Annotated in this window: 17 protein-coding genes; 11 read left to right on the top strand and 6 right to left on the bottom strand. The window is 62.7% G+C overall.

The genetic code is table 11. The features are described 5' to 3' along the window. Nucleotides 1-17 precede the first annotated feature (17 nt). The 4 genes from MF268_RS16035 to MF268_RS16020 all read left to right on the top strand — a co-directional run bounded on the left by MF268_RS16035 (nucleotide 18) and on the right by MF268_RS16020 (nucleotide 5,068). Nucleotides 18-1,235 (top strand): phenylacetate--CoA ligase family protein, encoded by a 1,218-nt coding sequence (locus MF268_RS16035; RefSeq protein ID WP_238371872.1) that lies wholly within the window; start codon nucleotides 18-20, stop codon nucleotides 1,233-1,235. A gap of 158 nt (nucleotides 1,236-1,393) precedes the next feature. After that, nucleotides 1,394-2,116 (top strand): NAD(P)-binding domain-containing protein, encoded by a 723-nt coding sequence (locus tag MF268_RS16030; RefSeq protein ID WP_238371871.1) that lies wholly within the window; start codon nucleotides 1,394-1,396, stop codon nucleotides 2,114-2,116. Nucleotides 2,117-2,422: 306 nt separating this feature from the next. Beyond that, nucleotides 2,423-3,310 carry a sulfotransferase domain-containing protein gene (locus MF268_RS16025; RefSeq protein WP_238371870.1) on the top strand — a complete coding sequence of 296 codons (888 nt, stop codon included), beginning with the start codon at nucleotides 2,423-2,425 and terminating at the stop codon, nucleotides 3,308-3,310. Nucleotides 3,311-3,508: 198 nt separating this feature from the next. Next, nucleotides 3,509-5,068: an ABC transporter permease gene (locus MF268_RS16020; protein ID WP_238371925.1), complete on the top strand. Its 1,560-nt coding sequence runs from the start codon at nucleotides 3,509-3,511 to the stop codon at nucleotides 5,066-5,068. A 249-nt stretch (nucleotides 5,069-5,317) separates the two neighbouring features. On the opposite strand, the gene MF268_RS16015 is transcribed toward MF268_RS16020, so the two are convergent. The 5 genes from MF268_RS16015 to MF268_RS15995 all read right to left on the bottom strand — a co-directional run bounded on the left by MF268_RS16015 (nucleotide 5,318) and on the right by MF268_RS15995 (nucleotide 9,459). After that, entirely contained in the window at nucleotides 5,318-6,184 is an 867-nt protein-coding gene (locus tag MF268_RS16015) for a CobW family GTP-binding protein (protein ID WP_238371869.1), read from the bottom strand. Between the two features lie 66 nt (nucleotides 6,185-6,250). Further along, nucleotides 6,251-7,138: an adenylate/guanylate cyclase domain-containing protein gene (locus MF268_RS16010; RefSeq protein ID WP_238371868.1), complete on the bottom strand. Its 888-nt coding sequence runs from the start codon at nucleotides 7,136-7,138 to the stop codon at nucleotides 6,251-6,253. 228 nt (nucleotides 7,139-7,366) lie between these two features. Next, nucleotides 7,367-8,377 carry a Fe(3+) ABC transporter substrate-binding protein gene (locus tag MF268_RS16005; protein WP_238371867.1) on the bottom strand — a complete coding sequence of 337 codons (1,011 nt, stop codon included), beginning with the start codon at nucleotides 8,375-8,377 and terminating at the stop codon, nucleotides 7,367-7,369. A 220-nt stretch (nucleotides 8,378-8,597) separates the two neighbouring features. Beyond that, nucleotides 8,598-8,723: a type B 50S ribosomal protein L36 gene (gene ykgO, locus MF268_RS16000; RefSeq protein WP_005850168.1), complete on the bottom strand. Its 126-nt coding sequence runs from the start codon at nucleotides 8,721-8,723 to the stop codon at nucleotides 8,598-8,600. Nucleotides 8,724-8,952: 229 nt separating this feature from the next. Next, nucleotides 8,953-9,459, bottom strand: a complete 507-nt coding sequence (locus MF268_RS15995; protein WP_238371866.1) for an Lrp/AsnC family transcriptional regulator — start codon at nucleotides 9,457-9,459, stop codon at nucleotides 8,953-8,955. A 98-nt stretch (nucleotides 9,460-9,557) separates the two neighbouring features. Here MF268_RS15995 and MF268_RS15990 point away from each other — a divergent pair, with 98 nt between their 5' ends. The 7 genes from MF268_RS15990 to hglS all read left to right on the top strand — a co-directional run bounded on the left by MF268_RS15990 (nucleotide 9,558) and on the right by hglS (nucleotide 17,378). Further along, nucleotides 9,558-9,785, top strand: a complete 228-nt coding sequence (locus MF268_RS15990; RefSeq protein ID WP_238371865.1) for a hypothetical protein — start codon at nucleotides 9,558-9,560, stop codon at nucleotides 9,783-9,785. After that, the gene (locus tag MF268_RS15985; RefSeq protein WP_238371864.1) at nucleotides 9,778-11,010 is read left to right on the top strand and encodes a thiamine pyrophosphate-dependent enzyme; all 1,233 of its coding nucleotides are present in this window, start codon (nucleotides 9,778-9,780) and stop codon (nucleotides 11,008-11,010) included. The genes MF268_RS15990 and MF268_RS15985 overlap by 8 nt, the downstream gene beginning before the upstream one ends. 1 nt (nucleotide 11,011) lies before the next feature. Then, nucleotides 11,012-12,025, top strand: a complete 1,014-nt coding sequence (locus MF268_RS15980) for an alpha-ketoacid dehydrogenase subunit beta (RefSeq protein WP_238371863.1) — start codon at nucleotides 11,012-11,014, stop codon at nucleotides 12,023-12,025. Between the two features lie 3 nt (nucleotides 12,026-12,028). Continuing rightward, nucleotides 12,029-13,324, top strand: a complete 1,296-nt coding sequence (locus tag MF268_RS15975; RefSeq protein WP_238371862.1) for a dihydrolipoamide acetyltransferase family protein — start codon at nucleotides 12,029-12,031, stop codon at nucleotides 13,322-13,324. Continuing rightward, nucleotides 13,317-14,696, top strand: a complete 1,380-nt coding sequence (lpdA, locus tag MF268_RS15970; RefSeq protein WP_238371861.1) for a dihydrolipoyl dehydrogenase — start codon at nucleotides 13,317-13,319, stop codon at nucleotides 14,694-14,696. Before MF268_RS15975 ends, lpdA begins: the two co-directional genes overlap by 8 nt. Nucleotides 14,697-14,853: 157 nt before the next feature. After that, nucleotides 14,854-15,723, top strand: a complete 870-nt coding sequence (locus MF268_RS15965) for an NAD(P)-dependent oxidoreductase (RefSeq protein ID WP_238371860.1) — start codon at nucleotides 14,854-14,856, stop codon at nucleotides 15,721-15,723. A 269-nt stretch (nucleotides 15,724-15,992) separates the two neighbouring features. Beyond that, entirely contained in the window at nucleotides 15,993-17,378 is a 1,386-nt protein-coding gene (gene hglS / locus MF268_RS15960; RefSeq protein WP_238371859.1) for a 2-oxoadipate dioxygenase/decarboxylase HglS, read from the top strand. A gap of 86 nt (nucleotides 17,379-17,464) precedes the next feature. Here the strand turns inward: hglS and MF268_RS15955 are convergent, their stop codons facing one another. Next, nucleotides 17,465-17,791: a hypothetical protein gene (locus tag MF268_RS15955; RefSeq protein ID WP_238371858.1), complete on the bottom strand. Its 327-nt coding sequence runs from the start codon at nucleotides 17,789-17,791 to the stop codon at nucleotides 17,465-17,467. Nucleotides 17,792-17,923 lie beyond the last annotated feature (132 nt).

Genomic DNA, 17,923 nt, shown 5'->3' with positions numbered 1-17,923 from the left:
GACACGGAAGAGATGCCATGACGGGGTATTATGATACGCTTGAGACGCGGTCCAGGGATGAGCGCGCGGCGGATATCGGCGGCGCGTTGCAGGTGCAGATCGGGCAGGCTCAAAGCCTCCCCGGCTATGCCAAGACGCTGAAGGATGTCGATGCAAGCGAGATCACCTCGGTTAAGGAGCTGTCGAAACTGCCGGTGCTGCGCAAGTCGGACCTGACCAAAGCGCAGGCCAAGACGCCGCCGTTTGGCGGGTTCGCGATGCACGCCGTGAACAAATACTCGCATATCTTCCAGTCGCCCGGCCCGATCTATGAACCGGGGATGATCGGGAAGGACTGGTGGGGCTTTGGCCGCGCGCTTTTTGCCGCCGGGATCGGCAAGAAAGACATCGTGCACAACTGTTTCGGCTATCACCTTACCCCGGCGGGCATGATGTTCGAAAACGGCGCGCGGGCGGTCGGGGCGGCGGTGCTGCCCGCCGGGACCGGTCAGACGGAACTGCAGGTGACCGCGGCGCGGGACGTGGGTACGACCGCCTATGCCGGGACGCCCGATTACCTGAAGGTGATCCTCGACAAGGCCGAGGAGATGGGCGTCAAGCTGAAGATCAGCAAGGCGGCGGTAGGGGGCGGCGCACTTTTCCCGTCGCTGCGGCAGGAATACGCGGATCGCGGGATCAGCTGCCTGCAATCCTATGCCACCGCCGATCTTGGCAATGTCGCTTATGAAAGCGAGGCGATGGAGGGGCTGATCGTCGATGAGCGGGTGATCGTCGAGATCGTGACCCCGGGCACCGGCAAGCCGGTGAAGCCGGGAGAAGTGGGCGAGGTCGTCGTGACGACGCTGAACTACGACTATCCGCTGATCCGTTTCGCCACGGGTGATCTGAGCGCCGTAATGCCGGGGGTTTCGCCCTGCGGGCGGACCAATATGCGCATCAAGGGTTGGATGGGCCGGGCCGATCAGACCACCAAGGTGAAGGGCATGTTCATCCGCCCCGAACAGGTTGCCGCACTGGTCGCCAAACACGCCGAAGTGTCCAAGGCGCGGGTGATCGCCCGACGCGTGGGTGAGATGGATACCCTGACGGTTCAGATCGAATCCAGCGACAAGCGGACCAATTACGACGAATCCGTCGCCTCTGTGCTGAAGATGCGCGGCATCGTCGAGGTGGTCGCGCCGGGCAGCCTGCCGAATGACGGTCTGGTGATCGAGGATCAGCGGAAATACGATTAGGGGGACCGCGCCGGGGACCGTGCCCGTCGCATCGGTTCCTTCGATCCTTTTTCGGACCCTCTTTCCGGGATGGCGAGAGGCTCGCGCCGCGCCCGTTGTGACGAATGTTACGATCCGCGCAAGGGTCGATTTCGGGTGAGGTCACTAGGAGGGAAGGCATGCGTATTGGCGTGATCGGGTGTGGAACGATCGCCCGTGCGGCGGTGGAAGGTATCGTCGAGGATGGGCACGACATCACTGTTTCCGAGCGCAGCGTTCATCATTCCTCTTCTCTCGCTGAAGCCCATGGTAATGTTCGGATCGCTGACAACCAGGGGGTTGTCGATGCAAGCGACGTTCTGTTTCTGGGTTTGATGGCCGATGTCGCACCAGATGTTCTTGGCCCATTGGCGTTTCGAGAAGGACAGGTCGCGATAAGTTTCATGGCCGGTGCGTCGCTTGAGGAGGCAGACGCCTTGGTTCGACCGGCGCGCGTGGTTGCCCAGATGATGCCGTTTCCCGGTATTGCACGGGGCGGGACGCCTATCATGATGTGCGGGGATACCAAGATCGTCACGGAGATTTTCGGAGCTCGCAACAGTATTTATCCCGTGCGGGATGCCGATGAAATGGCCGCCTATCTTTGCGCGCAGGCTGTTCTGTCTCCCGTCGCGCGTATGGTCAGCGATGCAGCGGTCTGGCTTGGGGAAAGCGTCGCGGACGAATCCCAGGGCGAAGCATTTCTCAGAGAGTTGGTGGCATCAAACCTGTCGACGACCGCGTGTGGTCCGCTCATCGAGGCGCTCAATACGCCGGGTGGCTTTAATCAGAGACTTCGGCTTCATATGGAGGCTCAGGGGATGACAAAGGCGCTCAGGGACGGTCTTAGCAAGATGGCTTGAGCCTTTTTTCGCCGTGGCAGAAGTTTAATTTTGTTGAACGCAGCGGCGGTGAAATCCGCATGGCGGCCATGGTTTGATTGGAGTTGAGCTGTCGTCTGTGCTGTCGGCCCAAACCGGGCTGTCTGTCGCCCGATGCTGTTGAGGAAACTCGATGGCATTGGCTGTCGGCAGCCTCATCTGCCACGTCCTGCGCGTGTTGCCTGCGCATATAGCTTGCGGTGTTTCGTGATCACGGGCGCTGTTTTGTGTTGCCTTGCGGAGTCGCTCCGTTTTTCCTGATCGCGCTCCGTGCAATTGAGGTCGGAAATGACGCAGCGAAAGCTTTACCTCGGCCCGCTTACCGATAACCGCCGCTGGGACAGGGTAGCGATCCGGCCGGATGATGTCATCGTGGTGACCCCGCCGAAATGCGGCACCACGTGGATGCAGACGATCATTGCCCTCTTGTTTTCCGGCGACCCCGAAGTTGAGACAGAGCTTTCGATCCGGATGCCCTGGGTCGATATCCGGCTGCGTGAGTTGTCGGAGGTAGCCGAACGGCTGGAGGGGATGACCCATCGACGCAGCATGAAGAGCCACACGCCGATGGATGGGCTGCCGCTGGACGATCACGCGCGGTATATCTGCGTGTTCCGCCACCCGCTTGACGCGCATCTTTCTTATCGCCGGCATGTCCACAACATGCCGATGACCTTCTATTCCCATTGGTTTCCGGAGGACGATCCGGACGGGATCGCCTTTCGCCGGTTTATGGATGGTGGGGCAGAGGGGTTCGATATGGATGCGATGCCGCTTGCCCATATCCTGCGTCACTACAGGGCCGCTATCGCGCTGGCCGACCGGCCCAACGTCACCCTGTTTCATTTTGCTGATATGAGGCGCGATCTGGAGGGGACTCTCGCTAAGGTGGCCCGACTCTTGGACATATCGCATAGTGCCGAGACCATGGCGCAGCTTGTCCGGGCGGCGACATTCGACAACATGAAGGCCAACGCCGAGCGGTTTGCACCATCGGGCGGCAAGGGGTTCTTCAAATCGGACAGGGCGTTTTTTCATAGCGGCAGCAATGGCCAGTGGGCGGATGTGCTGAGCGGTGATGAGATCGCGCGTTACGACGCGATGATGGCGGCAAGCCTCACGCCCGAGGAGCGGGCATGGCTGGAATATGGCTCGGCAGGCGTGCCGACCGGCTGAGGCTGGCCTCTGACCCTTGCCTAACCGGGGCTGTCTGCTACACGCTGTGCCTTGCTTGCATTGACACCATCTGCCTCGGGGGGCTGTTTGAGCGATACGCGATCATATGCCGACCATGGCAGCCACCACCGGCGCGAAACCGGGCCCAGGCTGCTGGGCTGGGCGTCCTGCGTGGTGGCGGGGGCCTGCCTCTTGCCAATGCTGGCGGTGGCGCTGGCGGCGCTGACGGGCGGGACCGATACGGTTCAACATCTGATCGACACTGTTCTGGGGCGCTATGCGCTGAACACGCTGGTGCTGGTGCTGCTGGTGGCGGTAGGCACGTTCTGCCTTGGGGTGGGGTCGGCGTGGCTGGTGACGATGACGCGCTTTCCCGGCGTGCGGCTGTTCGAGGTCGCGCTGGTGCTGCCATTGGCGTTTCCGGCCTATGTGATGGCCTATGCCTATACCTATCTGCTGGATCATCCGGGCATAGTGCAATCGACCCTGCGGGATGTGACCGGCTGGGGGCCGCGCGATTACTGGTTCCCCGAGATCCGGAGCATGGGCGGCGCGGCAACCATGCTGGTGCTGGTGCTTTATCCCTATGTCTACCTGCTGGCGCGGGCCGCGTTCCTGCAACAAAGCTCGGCCGCGTTTCTGGCGGCGCGGACGCTGGGGCATTCGTCGCTCTCGGCTTTTCTGCGGGTCAGCCTGCCGATGGCGCGGCCCGCGATTGCAGGGGGCGTGCTGCTGGCGGTGATGGAGACCATCGCTGATTTCGGCACTGTGGCCTATTTCAGCGTGCAGACCTTTGCCACCGGCATCTACACAAGCTGGTTTTCCATGGCGGACCGCGCCGGAGCGGCGCAGCTCGCGCTTTGTTTGCTGAGCTTTGCGCTGCTGCTGGCGCTGAGCGAGCGCATCCAGCGCGGGCGCGCACGCTATCACCACGCTGGCAAGGCCCATGTGACCATGCCGCCCGAGGCGCTGACCGGCTGGCGGGCTGTGGCGTCGGTGGTGATCTGCGCATTTCCGGTGGTGTTTGGCTTTCTGGTGCCGACGGTGGCGCTCTTTGCGATGGGAATCGATTCCGAGCAGGATCTGCTGTCGAGGCGCTATATCGGGTTCATCTCCAATTCGCTTACGCTGGCGAGCGTGGCGGCGGCGGTGACCGTGGGAGCGGCGGTGATCGTCGGGTTCTATCAGCGGCTGCGGCCGGGCAAGATTTCTTCGGTTGCGGGCTATATCGCGCGGCTGGGTTATGCGGTGCCGGGGGGCGTGATCGCGGTGGGGCTGATGGTGCCCTTTGCCGCCTTTGACAATGCGCTGGATGCCTGGATGCGGGCGCGGTTCGACTATTCGACCGGGTTGCTGGTGACCGGGTCGATCTGGCTGCTGGTCGGGGCCTATATGGTACGTTTTCTTGCGGCGGCGCTGGGGGCCTATGAGGGCGGGCAGAGCACGGTGCATGTGAACATGGACGCGGCGGCGCGGTCGCTGGGGCAGACGCCGATGGGCACGCTGCGCCGGGTGCATCTGCCGATCCTGACGCCGAGCCTGCTGACGGCGCTGCTGATCGTCTTCGTCGATGTGATGAAGGAATTGCCAGCGACGCTGATCATGCGGCCGTTCAACTATGACACGCTGGCGGTGCAGGCCTATCGGCTGGCCAGCGACGAGCGGCTGGAGGGCGCGGCGGTGCCGTCGCTGGTGATCGTCGCGATGGGATTGCTACCGGTGATCCTGATCTGCCGTCAGGTGGGGCGGCGGCGGTAGGGCTGGTTGAGTAGGGCTGCACGACCCTAGAGTAGGGGCGCGCCCGAGCCTGGGTGGGCGCATGATGCCATTCGTTAAGCAGGGCCGGTTTGCAATCAAGCATGTCAGTGTGCAGGTCGTAACGCTGCAAATGCGCCCTCCCGGGGGGAGGGTCGGGCGCGGCCCGGGCTTTCAGCCCGCGCCAAGGGGAGCTTGTTGACCGGTAGGAGAGCTTGCTTCAGCCGTAGGGGGAATGGTCAGGGAACCCCCTCAGACGGTCTCTCCCTGCCACCACGCCTCAATCTCTGCCGCATCGATCCGGCTGGCGAGGCCGAGGCCGACGAGGTTTGTGCGCTCGGCGCGGGTGCGTTTTGCCTCGACATGCTGACCGGTGACGTGGATCCGGTAGGCGCCGTCGTCCGTCAGCACCGTCCCCTTGAGCCGGTAGAGGCCCTCGGGCCGGGTGGCGAGGCGGTCGCCCATTTTGGCGCGGCTGATTGGCGTGTCGCTGTCGTGGTGCCAAGCGGCATAGGCCGGGTGCGGCGCGGGGCGTTGGCTGCGCGGCAGGGGCACCATATCGAACAGCAGCGGCGCGAGCGGTACGTCGCCGAGCGGCGCGGGGTTGCGTGCACCAAGGGCTTTCAGACGGGCGATCAACTGGGGGTCGGCGCTGTTGGTCTTGGTGATCAGGGTCAGATCCCCGGCGGCGATCTGCTGGCTGATCTGGGGGGCGAGTTCCGGATCGGCAAGCTGGGCGTCGATGTTCAGCGCATCGACCAGCGTCAGGATCCCGCCATAGGCGATTTCGGGCTCGGCAATCGCGGCGGCGGCGATGGCGGCGGGATCGGCGATGCCGCTGGCTTCGACGATGAGGTGATCGGGGCGCGGGTTACGGTCCAGCGCCGCGTTCAGGGCCATGAAGAGATCGGCCTCCATCGAGCAGCAGACGCAGCCGTTAGTGAGCGCGATGGTCTGGTCCGTCGCCTCGGCGATCAGCGCGGCGTCGATATTCACCGATCCGAAATCATTGACGATCACCATCAGGTTCAGCCCGTGGTCCTCGGCCAGAAGCCGGTTGATCAGGGTCGTCTTTCCCGCGCCGAGATAGCCGCTGAGAATGGTAAGGGGGAGACGCATGCGAAATCCGTTTTCAAGGTGCCGGAGGTGCTTGTGCCGGGAAAGCGGCGGCTTCGCAATGGGGGCTTAGGTATTGGCGGCGAGGATCGACATATCATGCGCGACAAAGCCGATGGTGCAGGAGTCGTCCACCATGCCATGCGCGCCGAGCATGATCGTCCCGGCCCCGTTCAGCATGGTCGAGCGGCGGTGGACGGACATCTCACCACCATCGGCCCCTTTGACGATGCTGCCGGCCGAGCTGTGATCGGCATATTCAAGCTGCCACTGGCGGATCGAGATTTCACCGTGGCGCCGGGACACCCAAGCGCAGTCGACGACGATATCGCAGTCCGAAGAACGTCCGATGGTGAGCTTTTCGCCCTCGTTGATCTGCCAGCTTTGCCCGCCATAAGTGAGCTCGACCAGTTCGGTGCGGCTGGGGCGTTCCATCTGGCGTTTGGCAAAGACCATAGTCGTCGCTGCCATGGAATGAACCGATGCGGCAAAGACCTGTGTGGGCTCTTCCTTGCCCTTGAGGTGCAGATCGCCGATCGGCAGGACGCGGGCGCGGTTGTCGTCGCTTAGGCCGTCGATGCAATTGGCGCCGACGAGTACCTCGCTGGGTTTGGCGAGCGAGGCGAGCCGGGCAGCGGTGTTCACGGCGCTGCCGTAAAGCCCCGCGTCCTGTCGAAGAACCTCGCCAAAATAGATGCCCGCGTGAACCGACATGCCGAGATGCCATTCCTCGTTGATCATTGCCCATGCGGCGTTGAAGGCGTTTTCCGACGTGGGGAAAAAGCTGATCGTATCATCGCCCTTGGATTTGACGCAGATGCCGTCGTTGCTGGAGATCAACTCGCGCATACGTTCGAGGACGGGCAGCATGTAGCCGAGCGCGGTCTCGTTATCCTCGCGCTCGTAGATTTGAGTGCTGCCGGTGATGTCCGAAATCAGAACGCAGGCGAGCGGCATCGTTTCAATTCATCCAGTCTATGCAGGTCGTCAAAGTTGAAGTGGCGGGCGTCGGGGCGGCAATAGGGCCCGTTAACTGCTAACGCGCGAACATGTTATGCGAAAAATTGACCCAAGGTAAAAGAAAATCGCGCCCGGACGGAGTGTTGTGTCGGCAGCGCGGGGCGCCGCGCAAAAAATGACGCGAACCTTTCGGTCCGCGTCACCTGTCGCCTTTAGGGGCGTGAGTTACTTCCAGCCGACCTCATTAAAGATTTTCTGGGCTTCGGGGATGTTCTTGGCGACATCTGAGAGGCTGACCTCATCCGCCTTGAACTCGCCCAGTTCCTTGACCGAATCCGACATTTCGACGCCGGGGACCACGGGGTATTCATCGTTCCCGCCCGAGAAATAGACCTGCGCCGAATCGCTGGTCAGGTACTCGAGGAACTTGACCGCGTTTTCCGGGTGCGGCGCATGGGCCGCGACACCGCCGCCCGAGAGATTCATATGCGCGCCGGTCGTGTCCTGGTTCGGGAAGACCCAGCCGATCATGTCGCGGCTGTCACTGACGCCTTCGACATCGGTGCGGATCGCGCGGGCAAAGTAATAAGTGTTGGAAACCGCGATATCGCATTCGCCGGAAACGATGCCACGCAACTGGTCGGTGTCACCGCCCTGCGGATCGCGGGCCATGTTCTCGACGACGCCCGCGGCCCATTCACGTGCGGCCTCGGCGCCCTGGTTGGTAATGATCGAGGCCAGCAGGGTCTGGTTGTAGGTGTTCGATGAGGAACGGATGCAGACCAGCCCCTTGTATTTCGGGTCGGCCAGATCGGCGTAGGTCTGCGGCGGATCGGTCAGTTCGTTCTTGTCGTAAAAGATGATCCGGCCGCGCTGGGAGAAACCGAACCATTCGTTGTCGGAGTCCTGAAGGCTGGCGGGGATGCGCTCTTCGAGCACGTCGCTGTCCGTTGCCTGAAGAACGCCTGCATTCTTGGCGCGTTCGAGCCGCGAGGTATCCACGGTCAGCAGCACGTCAGCGGGGGAATTTGCGCCTTCGGCTTCCATCCGGGCGATCAGCTCGTCGGCGTTGCCTTCGATGCGGTTGATGGTGATTCCGGTCTGTTCCTCGAAATCGGAATAGAGCCTTTCATCGGTGTCGTAGTGACGCGAAGAGTAGAGATTGAGTTCATCCGCGACGGCGTTCGTGCCGATGGCGGAGAGGGTGAGGGCGGCCAGCAGGGCGGTGCGTTGCATGGTTCGGTCGTCCTTTCGTTTGGTGGATTATTTCCGACTTTTTTGATCAGTAACCGAGGGGTGATCAATTTCCAAGCGTTTCAGTCAGAAATTATTCACCGTTTCGTGACCCGGTATGCGGGCGCGTCTGACTGAGGGTTTAAGACCCCGTCCGGTTCAGTCTGAACGCAAAGAAAAAGGCCGCCCAAGAGGCGGCCCGTTCCAAATCAGATTGTCCGGTTCAGCCCTGACGAGCTTTGAACCGGCGCTGCGTTTTGTTGATCACGTAAACGCGGCCTTTGCGACGCACAACGCGGCAATCACGGTGCCGATTCTTGAGCGAGCGGAGCGAGTTTCTGACCTTCATGGCCTTTCTCCTGTCCTGCGGCGCGCGTGAAAGCGCCTTGGTTGCGGGTACCCGATAGTGTTTTCGGGTGGTGAATCATGGGAAGGATTTACAGGTGTTGAGCCTGAGACCCTTAATATCAGGGCCGCTCTCTCTCAATTTCAGCGGGGAGCGTCAAGGGTGAAAAGGCCTTGGGGCGGAGAAATATTGTTTCGTGGGCCGCGTTTCGACCTGCTCGCGCGTGGCAGGGTCAGTCTGACGCGGGCAGGTAGGCCTGCACGTTCTTGAGGGAACGCAGAACGAAACTGGAGCGTGAATGGCGGATTCCGGGCACGCGGTACAGCTTTTTACGCAGAAACTGTTCGTAGCCGCGCGTTCCCTGCACCGCGACCTTGATCAGGTAGTCGTATTCGCCGCTGGTCAGGTGAACCTCGAGCACTTCCGGCATGCGTTCCATGGTGCGTTCGAAGACATCGAGGGTCGAATCGTCGTGATGGTCCAGAACAACCTCGATCATCACGATTTCCGGGGCGCCCAGCTGTTCGTGATCGAGAATCGCCCGGTAGCCGGCGATGATTCCCTGTTGCTCGAGCCGCCGGACTCTTTGCCAGCAGGGGCTGGGAGACAAGCCGACCTGTTGCGCGAGCTGCGTGTTCGAGATGCGCCCGTCCTCGGCCAGTGCCTTGAGGATGCGGCGGTCGATCTGGTCGATTTGTGGCAGTGGGTTGGCGGGTCGCATCGTTTCGGGAATGATCATTCTGCAGAAGATTATTTTGCGTTTACGTGTAAAGAGCAAAGAAATCAAAGGCTCATTCTGTCACGGCCCAACTATCGTCTGCCGAAGGAGGGCCGGGGATGGATTTGAATTATTCCTGCCGCGATCCACTTTGTACCGTAACGCACGTGATGGCTACGGCGCGGCGTATGGGGCTGGAGATGGCGGAAATGTCGCTGAAGCCGCAGGAAAACGGGCGTTACGCCCTTGGATTCGCGTTGGCCCCGGCGGAGCCGGCGCGGCGTGCCACATTCCTTGCACGGCTGGCCCAGTACATCGACCTTCAGAAGGAGTGTCAGGATGGATAAGGAAACCGATCCGCAGCTACATGTGCCGGAACCGGCGATCCGACCCGGGGACACGCCGGATTTTTCGCATGTGGAGATACCGCGTGCGGGGGAGGTGCGGCGTCCCGATCCCGGTGAAAACCCCCAGGAGATGCGCGATCTGGCGTTTTCGATCATTCGGGTGCTGAACCGAAAGGGCGAGGCGGTTGGCCCTTGGGCCGATTCGCTGAGCGATGAGGCTCTGCAGGAGGGGCTGCGCCACATGATGACCCTGCGGGCCTATGATGCACGGATGCTGAAAGCGCAGCGGCAGGGCAAGACGTCCTTCTACATGCAGCACCTTGGTGAAGAGGCGATCGCCTGCGCTTTCCAGAAAGCGCTGCGCAAAGGTGACATGAATTTCCCGACCTACCGGCAGGCGGGGCTGCTCATCGCCTCGGGCTATCCGATGTCGGACATGATGAATCAGGTCTATTCGAATGAGGCGGACCCGGTGCGGGGGCGGCAGCTTCCGGTGTTTTACAGCTCGAAGGAACACGGATTCTTTTCGATTTCGGGAAACCTTGCGACGCAATACGTGCAGGCTGTCGGCTGGGCAATGGCCGCCGCGATCAAGGGGGAGCGCAAGTTATCGGTGGGCTGGATCGGCGACGGGTCGACCGCCGAGAGCGATTTTCACGGGGCGCTGGTGTTTGCCTCGACCTACAAGCCGCCGGTGATCCTGAACATCGTCAATAACCAGTGGGCGATTTCGACCTTTCAGGGCATTGCGCGGGGCGGTGCCGGGACATTCGCGGCGCGGGGACACGGGTTTGGGCTGCCCGCGCTGCGGGTCGACGGGAACGATTATCTTGCGGTGCATGCGGCTGCCGCATGGGCGGTGGAGCGGGCGCGGCGCGATCTGGGCCCGACGCTAATCGAATACGTGACCTACCGCGCCGGGGGGCATTCGACCTCGGACGATCCGGCGGCCTACCGGCCAAAGGAGGAGGGCGCGGCATGGCCTTTGGGCGATCCGATCCTGCGGCTCAAGACACATCTGATCCAGAAGGGGTTGTGGAGCGAGGAACGTCACACACAGGCCGAGGCAGAGGTGATGGACGGGGTGATCGCGGCGCAGAAAGAAGCCGAGGCCATCGGCACGCTGCATTCCGGCAACCGGCCCAGTCCGCGCGAAATGTTCGAGGATGTCTATGCCGAGATGCCGCCGCATCTGGTGCGGCAGCGTCACGAGGTGGGGTACTGACATGGCGCGGATGACGATGATCGAAGCGATCCGCGACGCGCATACGCTGGCAATGGAAGCGGATGACGATGTCGTGGTGATGGGCGAGGATGTGGGCTATTTCGGCGGGGTGTTCCGTTGCACCGCGGGGCTGCAGAAACGGTTCGGCGTGCAGCGCTGTTTCGACACGCCGATTTCCGAACTGGGGATCGTGGGAACGGCGGTGGGCATGGCGGCGTTCGGGCTGAAACCCGTGGTCGAGATCCAGTTCGCCGATTACATGTACCCGGCCTATGACCAGATCGTGAGCGAGGCGGCGCGTCTGCGGTACCGCTCGGCCGGTGAGTTTACCTGTCCGATGGTGGTGCGGATGCCGACCGGAGGCGGCATATTCGGCGCGCAGACCCACAGCCAGAGTCCCGAGGCGCTGTTTACCCACGTGGCGGGGCTGAAGACCGTGGTGCCGTCAAACCCGCAGGACGCCAAGGGGTTGCTGCTGGCGGCGATCAACGACCCGGACCCGGTGATCTTTCTGGAGCCGAAGCGGCTCTATAACGGGCCGTTTGACGGGCATTTCGACCGGCCCTCGCAAAGCTGGGGCAAGCATCCGCTCGGCGAGGTCGAGACCGGGTATTACGAGACGCCGCTAGGCACGGCGAATATCGTGCGCGAAGGGTCGGCGGCGACGTTGCTGGCTTATGGCACGATGGTGCATGTTGCGCTGGCGGCGGTGGAAGAGAGTGGCGTCGATGTCGAGGTGATCGACCTGCGGACTCTCTTGCCGCTGGATCTTGAGACCATCGCGGAGTCGGTGAGCCGGACGGGGCGCTGCATCGTGCTGCATGAGGCGACGCTGACCTCGGGATACGGGGCTGAGGTGACGGCGCTGATTCAGGGGGAGTGTTTCTATTCGCTCGAAGCGCCGGTGTTGCGGGTGGCGGGTTGGGACACGCCCTATCCCCATGCTCAGGAATGGGATTACTTCCCCGGTCCAGAGCGGGTGAAGCGCGCCATCGCAACGGTCATGGAGGGCTGAGACATGGCGGAGCAGGTATTCAAGCTGCCCGATATCGGCGAAGGCATTGCCGAGGCGGAAATCGCGGAATGGCTGGTTAAGGTCGGCGACGTCATCCGCGAGGATGACGTGATTTGCGAGGTGACAACCGACAAGGCGACGGTAGAAATTCCGGCGGCGGTGAGCGGGCGCGTGACCTGGCTCGGTGGCAAGACCGGCGAGGTCATGGCCATCGGCAGCGAGCTGATCCGGATCGAAACCGACGCTTCGGTCGAGGTCGTCCCGGCGTCGGAGGAAAAAGAGCCCGAGCCCGAAACAGCCGAAGAGCAGGCGGAAGAATCCACGCCGGAAGGGCCTGAGCCGAAAGAGGAAAGCCCGGCACCCAAGCCCCGGCGGAATGGTGGCGGATCGGTGGCGCCGGTCGCGGCGCGCAATGCGTCGGGCCGTCCGCTGGCGGCGCCCTCGGTACGGGGACGCGCGCGAGAGCTGGGCGTCGATCTGCGGCAGCTGCGCGGAACCGGCCCGGCGGGGCGTATCCTGCATGAGGATCTGGACGATTTCGTCGCCCATGGCCCGGATATGCGGCAGGGTGGCGGGCTGGTGCGGCGCCACGGCACGGAGGAGATCCGCGTTACCGGCGTGCGCCGCAAGATTGCCGAACGCATGGCGCTGGCCAAGCGGCGCATCCCGCATTTCTCGATCATCGAAGAGGTGGATGTCGAAGCGCTGGAGCAGCTTCGTCGTTCGCTCAACGACCGATTCGGTGCGGATCGCGGTCGGTTGACGGTTTTACCTTTCCTGCTGCGTGCGCTGAGCGAGGCGGTAGTGGATCACCCCGAGATCAACGCGCATTACGACGACGAGGCCGATGTCATCACCCGGTTCGAGGCGTTGCATTGCGGGATCGCGACGCAGACGGACAGCGGGCTGATGGTGCCGGTTCTGACCCATGCCGAGGCCCGCGGCCTCTGGGATATGGCGCGCGAGATCAAACGGCTCTCCGAGGCGGCGCGGGACCGGCGGATCGGGCCGAAGAACCTGTCGGGATCGAGCCTGACGGTGACATCGCTGGGACCTCTCGGTGCGCTGGCGACGACACCGATCATCAATCACCCCGAGGTGGCTATCGTCGGGGTGAACAAGATGGTGGTGCGCCCGGTCTGGGACGGGCAGAGCTTTCAGCCGCGCCGGATGATGAACATGTCGTGCAGTTTCGATCACCGGGTTGTCGATGGCTATGTGGCGGCGGAATTCGTGGCAAAGATCAAGAGCCTGCTGGAAACACCCGCGATGCTGTTCATGGAGTGGCGCGATGACTGAACTCAGATGTTCCCTTCTGGTAATCGGCGGCGGACCGGGCGGTTATGTCTGCGCGTCGCGGGCGGCGCGGCTGGGTGTCGATACGATCCTTGTCGAGGGACGGCGCGTCGGCGGCACCTGCCTGAACGTTGGCTGTATCCCCTCCAAGGCGCTGATCCACGCAGCCGAGCTGTACCATGACGCTGTGCGCCAGGCGGGCGAGGGCATGCAGGGCATCAGCGTTTCGGCACCAACCCTCGACTTCGGCCAGACGCAGGACTGGAAGCAGGGCGTGGTGGACCGGCTTTGTTCCGGTGTGGACGGTTTGCTGGAAAAGTCGGGCGTCAAGACGCTGACCGGTTGGGCGCGGTTCCGTGATGGCAAGACCGTCGAGGTCGAAGGCGAAATCGGTCCGGTGATCGTGCGGGCCGAAAACATCGTGATCGCGACGGGGTCGCGTCCGGTCGAGCTGCCGGGGCTTCCCTTTGGCGGGCGCATTCTCGATTCGACCGGGGCGCTGGCGTTGGAGGAACCGCCGAAGCGGCTGGCCGTGATCGGCGCGGGCTATATCGGGCTGGAACTTGGCACGGCATTTGCCAAGCTGGGCAGCGAGGTCACGATGATCGAGGCGGCGGATGCGATCCTGCCGCAATACGATGAAAAGCTGACCCGGCCGGTACGGCGACAGCTTGATGCACTGGGTATCGCGCTGAAGCTGGAAACCAAGGTTAGCGGATGGGATGAATTGGACGGCAAGCTCACGCTGGAAAGCGGCGAGACGAGCGATACGCTGGAGGCCGACCGGGTGCTGGTCACCGTCGGGCGGCAACCTGCCGTGGATGGTCTGGGTCTTGGCGAACTCAGTCTCCGGCGGCAGGGGGACTTTGTCGAGATTGATGACCGCTGCCAGACCTCGATGCGCGGCGTCTATGCGATTGGCGATGTGACGCCGGGGCTAATGCTGGCACACCGGGCGATGGCGCAGGGCGAGATCGTCGCCGATGTGGTTGCCGGAGAGCCGAACGCATGGGATCGCGCTTGTGTCCCGGCGGTCTGTTTCACCGATCCGGAAATTGTCAGTGTCGGCTTGTTGCCTTCCGAGGCCGAAGGCGCGCGGGTCAGCGAGTTTTCCTTTCGTGCCAACGGCCGGGCGCTGACACTGGACCGGGCCGAAGGTTTCGTCCGGCTGGTGGCGCGGGAAAGTGATCATGTGATTTTGGGCGTTCAAGCGGTCGGGCCTGGCGTGTCCGAGCTTGTTTCGGGCTTTGCGCTGGCGATCGAGGCGGGTCTGCGGGCCGAGGATGTGGCGGGGACGATCCATGCGCATCCGACCCTGAGCGAGGCGTTTCAGGAATCCGCCCTGGCGGTGGCAAGCATGGCCAACCACGGCTGAGTGCTTGGGATTATGGGTTCGAAAAATATCGATGCCGCTGGCGCGGCCTCCCTTTCCTCCGCGTCCGGCTTTCGCTAGGTCTGCCGCATCACGGAATTCCCGGCGGGTAGGATACCGCCGGACGGGTGGCCGGCTGCGCCACTGAGGGAGAACAGGCATGAAGACAGGACTTATCGGCGTCGGGCTCATGGGCCACGGAATCGCGCGCAACGTGTTGAAGGGCGGTTTCGCGCTTTCTTTCCTCGACCATCCGGGCAACCAGCCTGTGGACGAGATCACCGGCCTTGGCGCGCAGTCCTGCGCCAGCTCTGCGGAGGTCGCGGCTGCATCTGACGTGGTGATCCTCTGCGTGACAGGCTCACCGCAGGTCGAAGCGATTATAACCGGCCCCGGTGGAGTGCTTGAAGGTCTGCGTCCGGGGACAGTGGTTGTCGATTGCTCGACCGCGCTGCCGGAATCGACCTTGCGCATGGCGGAAATGGTCCGCGAGGCGGGCGGTGCGTTCCTCGACGCGCCGATGACGCGCACCGCGCAGCATGCGCATGAAGGCACGCTGAACCTGCTTGTGGGCGGCGATGCAGAGGTTCTGGACAAGGTTCGGCCGGTGCTCGATTCTTTTACTGAAGCGGTGGAACATGTGGGCGCGCTGGGCAATGGACATCGTCTGAAACTGCTGCACAACTACGTCTCGGTCGGATTCATGACCCTTCTCGCCGAAGCGGCGGCACAGGCGGCGGATGCCGATGTGGATCCGCAGCGTTTCGTGGATATTCTTGCCAATGGCGGCGGTGCCAGCGTCGCGCTGCAGCGCATGGGGCCCTTCATCACCGATGGCAATCGCGACGCGCTGCCGTTCTTTGTCAGCAACGCGCTGAAGGATATCGATTATTACCGCACCATGTCGGAACAGGCGGGCGCACAGCACCTGATCGCGGATGGCGTGCATCAGGCGATTTCCACTGCGGTCGAGGCTGGCGAAGGGTCGGCCTATGTGCCGGAGCTGTCGCGTATCTTTCGGCGCGGCTGAGGCGCGCTGTCCGTCACCATTTTGACATGAGGCATGCCGCCTGTTGGGCGGTATGCCTGTGGCATCCGCGAAACGGTTCTGATTGCTGCACCATCACCTCTGGCGGAACGCTCTAAAAAGCACCGCCGGGTCGCGGGGTGACCAGATAACAGTCGTTCGGCAAGCTGTGATGCGCGAAGCGCATGGGAATAGTTCCATCGGGCATTTCATTTCGGTCCCGATCCCTGATACCGCAGGCGCAATCAGAATCGACAAGATGGAATGCCGCGATGTCCGAATCCAAGATTTTCCGGGATGCGATCCGCACCCTGTTTTCCCGTGCAATGTCCGCCATGTACAAGGAAGAGGTGCCCGCCTATGGCACGCTTCTCGACCTTGTGCGTGAGGTGAACGACGAGACTCTGGCCGCCGACCCGGCCGAGAAATCCCGCCTGCAGGATCTTGGCGAGCTCGATCGGATCAGCGAGGAACGTCACGGGGCGATCCGTCTGGGCACGGCGTCGGAACTTGCGATGATGCGGCGGCTTTTTGCGGTCATGGGCATGTATCCGGTCGGCTATTACGATCTGAGCGTTGCCGGTGTGCCGGTGCATTCGACCGCGTTCCGCCCGCTTGAAGACGCGGCGCTGCGCCACAATCCGTTTCGGGTTTTTACCTCGCTTTTGCGGCTTGACCTCATTGAGGACGAAGACCTGCGGGCCGAGGCGCAGGGCGTTCTGGATACGCGCCGGATCTACACGGATCGTTGCGTGGCGCTGATCGAAAAGGCCGAGGCTGACGGCGGGCTGACCGAGGCCGACGCGGAGGCGTTCGTTGCCGAGGCACTCGAGACTTTCCGCTGGCATTCGGAGGCCAATGTGGGCCATGCGATGTATCGCCGGCTGCATGATGCGCACCGGCTGGTGGCTGATGTGGTGGCCTTCAAGGGACCGCATATCAATCACCTGACGCCGCGCACGCTGGACATCGACAAGGTGCAGGGGCTGATGCCGGAATGGAATATCACGCCCAAGGCGGTGATCGAAGGTCCGCCGCCACGCAAGGTGGCGATCCTGCTGCGCCAAACCTCGTTCAAGGCGCTGGAAGAGCCGGTGACTTATGCGGATGGCGAAACCACCGTCGAGGGCAGCCATACGGCGCGTTTCGGTGAGATCGAACAGCGCGGCATGGCGCTGACATCGAAAGGGCAGGCGCTTTACGACCAGCTTCTGGCCGACACCCGTGCGGTTATTACGCCCAAGGCGGATGGTTCGAACGCAGCGGAATACATGGCGAAACTGTCCGAGGTCTTTGCGGCCTTCCCGGATGACCTTGACGGAATCCGTAAAGAAGGGCTGGGCTATTTCCGCTATTCGGTGACGGGTAAACCGCTGGCCGAAGGCGATGCGACGCTGGATGCGGCGGTATTGGTCGAAAAGGGCGTTCTGCGGGCCGATCCGATCATTTACGAAGACTTCCTGCCGGTGAGTGCGGCGGGCATCTTCCAATCGAACCTTGGCGACGAAGCACAGCAGGCGTTCAGCGGCAATCCGAACCGGGACATGTTCGAGCGCGACCTTGGTGCGTCGGTGGTGGATCTGCACCAGCGGTATGCCGAGGCGGAAGCCGCTTCGCTGACCCGTGCCCTTGCCGATCTGACACGCGAAGACGCCTGATACCGGTTGATGCCCCGCGCCGGCCCTGATCCGAGGGCCGGTTCCTGACCGGCAGGGGTTCACCGCGGTTCGTTCGCGGGTTGGACCTATTCGGCGGGGGCTGTCGGTTCGGCGCCGCGCAGTCTGGCGAGCACCTCATCGCATCGCTCGGTACTGTTGGTGATCTCGCCGCCGTCGCCCTCGGTTCCGGCGATATCGCCCAGCGTGCTTGCCGCGTTTTGCATTACCTCGTCGACCTGTTCCGGCGTCAGGTAACCGGCGTCCACGGCGGAGCGGCTGAGGGCGCACATGCCCGAGGACAGGCCGACGGCAAGCCCGACGCCCGTTGCGCCGCCAATCATGGCCGAGGACCCGATCCCGCCAATGATCAGTCCGACAACAAGACTTAATATCCCGACAAGTAGTTTGCTCATGCAAATCTCTCCTGAAGCATTCGGTGCCTTGCACCTAAAGTCGCGCCCTATAGGGCGCGGGAACAACTTTAACACGAGTCGCGCTTTGCGCCCTAATGGCCGTGTCGGCGAGATGGCGCTTTAGTCAACGGG

The organism is Heliomarina baculiformis, assembly GCF_019966545.1.
GTDB classification, from domain to species: Bacteria; Pseudomonadota; Alphaproteobacteria; order Rhodobacterales; family Rhodobacteraceae; genus Heliomarina; species Heliomarina baculiformis.
The sequence above is the reverse complement of the archived record's forward strand: the minus strand, read 5'-3'. Positions and strand labels throughout refer to the sequence as shown.

Bases quoted from the DNA above. Each gene is read 5' to 3' on its own strand.
- MF268_RS16035 (WP_238371872.1), top strand. From the start codon at position 18: ATGACGGGGTATTATGATACGCTTGAGACGCGGTCCAGGGATGAGCGC.
- MF268_RS16030 (WP_238371871.1), top strand. From the start codon at position 1,394: ATGCGTATTGGCGTGATCGGGTGTGGAACGATCGCCCGTGCGGCGGTG.
- MF268_RS16025 (WP_238371870.1), top strand. From the start codon at position 2,423: ATGACGCAGCGAAAGCTTTACCTCGGCCCGCTTACCGATAACCGCCGC.
- MF268_RS16020 (WP_238371925.1), top strand. From the start codon at position 3,509: ATGCTGGCGGTGGCGCTGGCGGCGCTGACGGGCGGGACCGATACGGTT.
- MF268_RS16015 (WP_238371869.1), bottom strand. From the start codon at position 6,184: ATGCGTCTCCCCCTTACCATTCTCAGCGGCTATCTCGGCGCGGGAAAG.
- MF268_RS16010 (WP_238371868.1), bottom strand. From the start codon at position 7,138: ATGCCGCTCGCCTGCGTTCTGATTTCGGACATCACCGGCAGCACTCAA.
- MF268_RS16005 (WP_238371867.1), bottom strand. From the start codon at position 8,377: ATGCAACGCACCGCCCTGCTGGCCGCCCTCACCCTCTCCGCCATCGGC.
- ykgO (WP_005850168.1), bottom strand. From the start codon at position 8,723: ATGAAGGTCAGAAACTCGCTCCGCTCGCTCAAGAATCGGCACCGTGAT.
- MF268_RS15995 (WP_238371866.1), bottom strand. From the start codon at position 9,459: ATGATCATTCCCGAAACGATGCGACCCGCCAACCCACTGCCACAAATC.
- MF268_RS15990 (WP_238371865.1), top strand. From the start codon at position 9,558: ATGGATTTGAATTATTCCTGCCGCGATCCACTTTGTACCGTAACGCAC.
- MF268_RS15985 (WP_238371864.1), top strand. From the start codon at position 9,778: ATGGATAAGGAAACCGATCCGCAGCTACATGTGCCGGAACCGGCGATC.
- MF268_RS15980 (WP_238371863.1), top strand. From the start codon at position 11,012: ATGGCGCGGATGACGATGATCGAAGCGATCCGCGACGCGCATACGCTG.
- MF268_RS15975 (WP_238371862.1), top strand. From the start codon at position 12,029: ATGGCGGAGCAGGTATTCAAGCTGCCCGATATCGGCGAAGGCATTGCC.
- lpdA (WP_238371861.1), top strand. From the start codon at position 13,317: ATGACTGAACTCAGATGTTCCCTTCTGGTAATCGGCGGCGGACCGGGC.
- MF268_RS15965 (WP_238371860.1), top strand. From the start codon at position 14,854: ATGAAGACAGGACTTATCGGCGTCGGGCTCATGGGCCACGGAATCGCG.
- hglS (WP_238371859.1), top strand. From the start codon at position 15,993: ATGTCCGAATCCAAGATTTTCCGGGATGCGATCCGCACCCTGTTTTCC.
- MF268_RS15955 (WP_238371858.1), bottom strand. From the start codon at position 17,791: ATGAGCAAACTACTTGTCGGGATATTAAGTCTTGTTGTCGGACTGATC.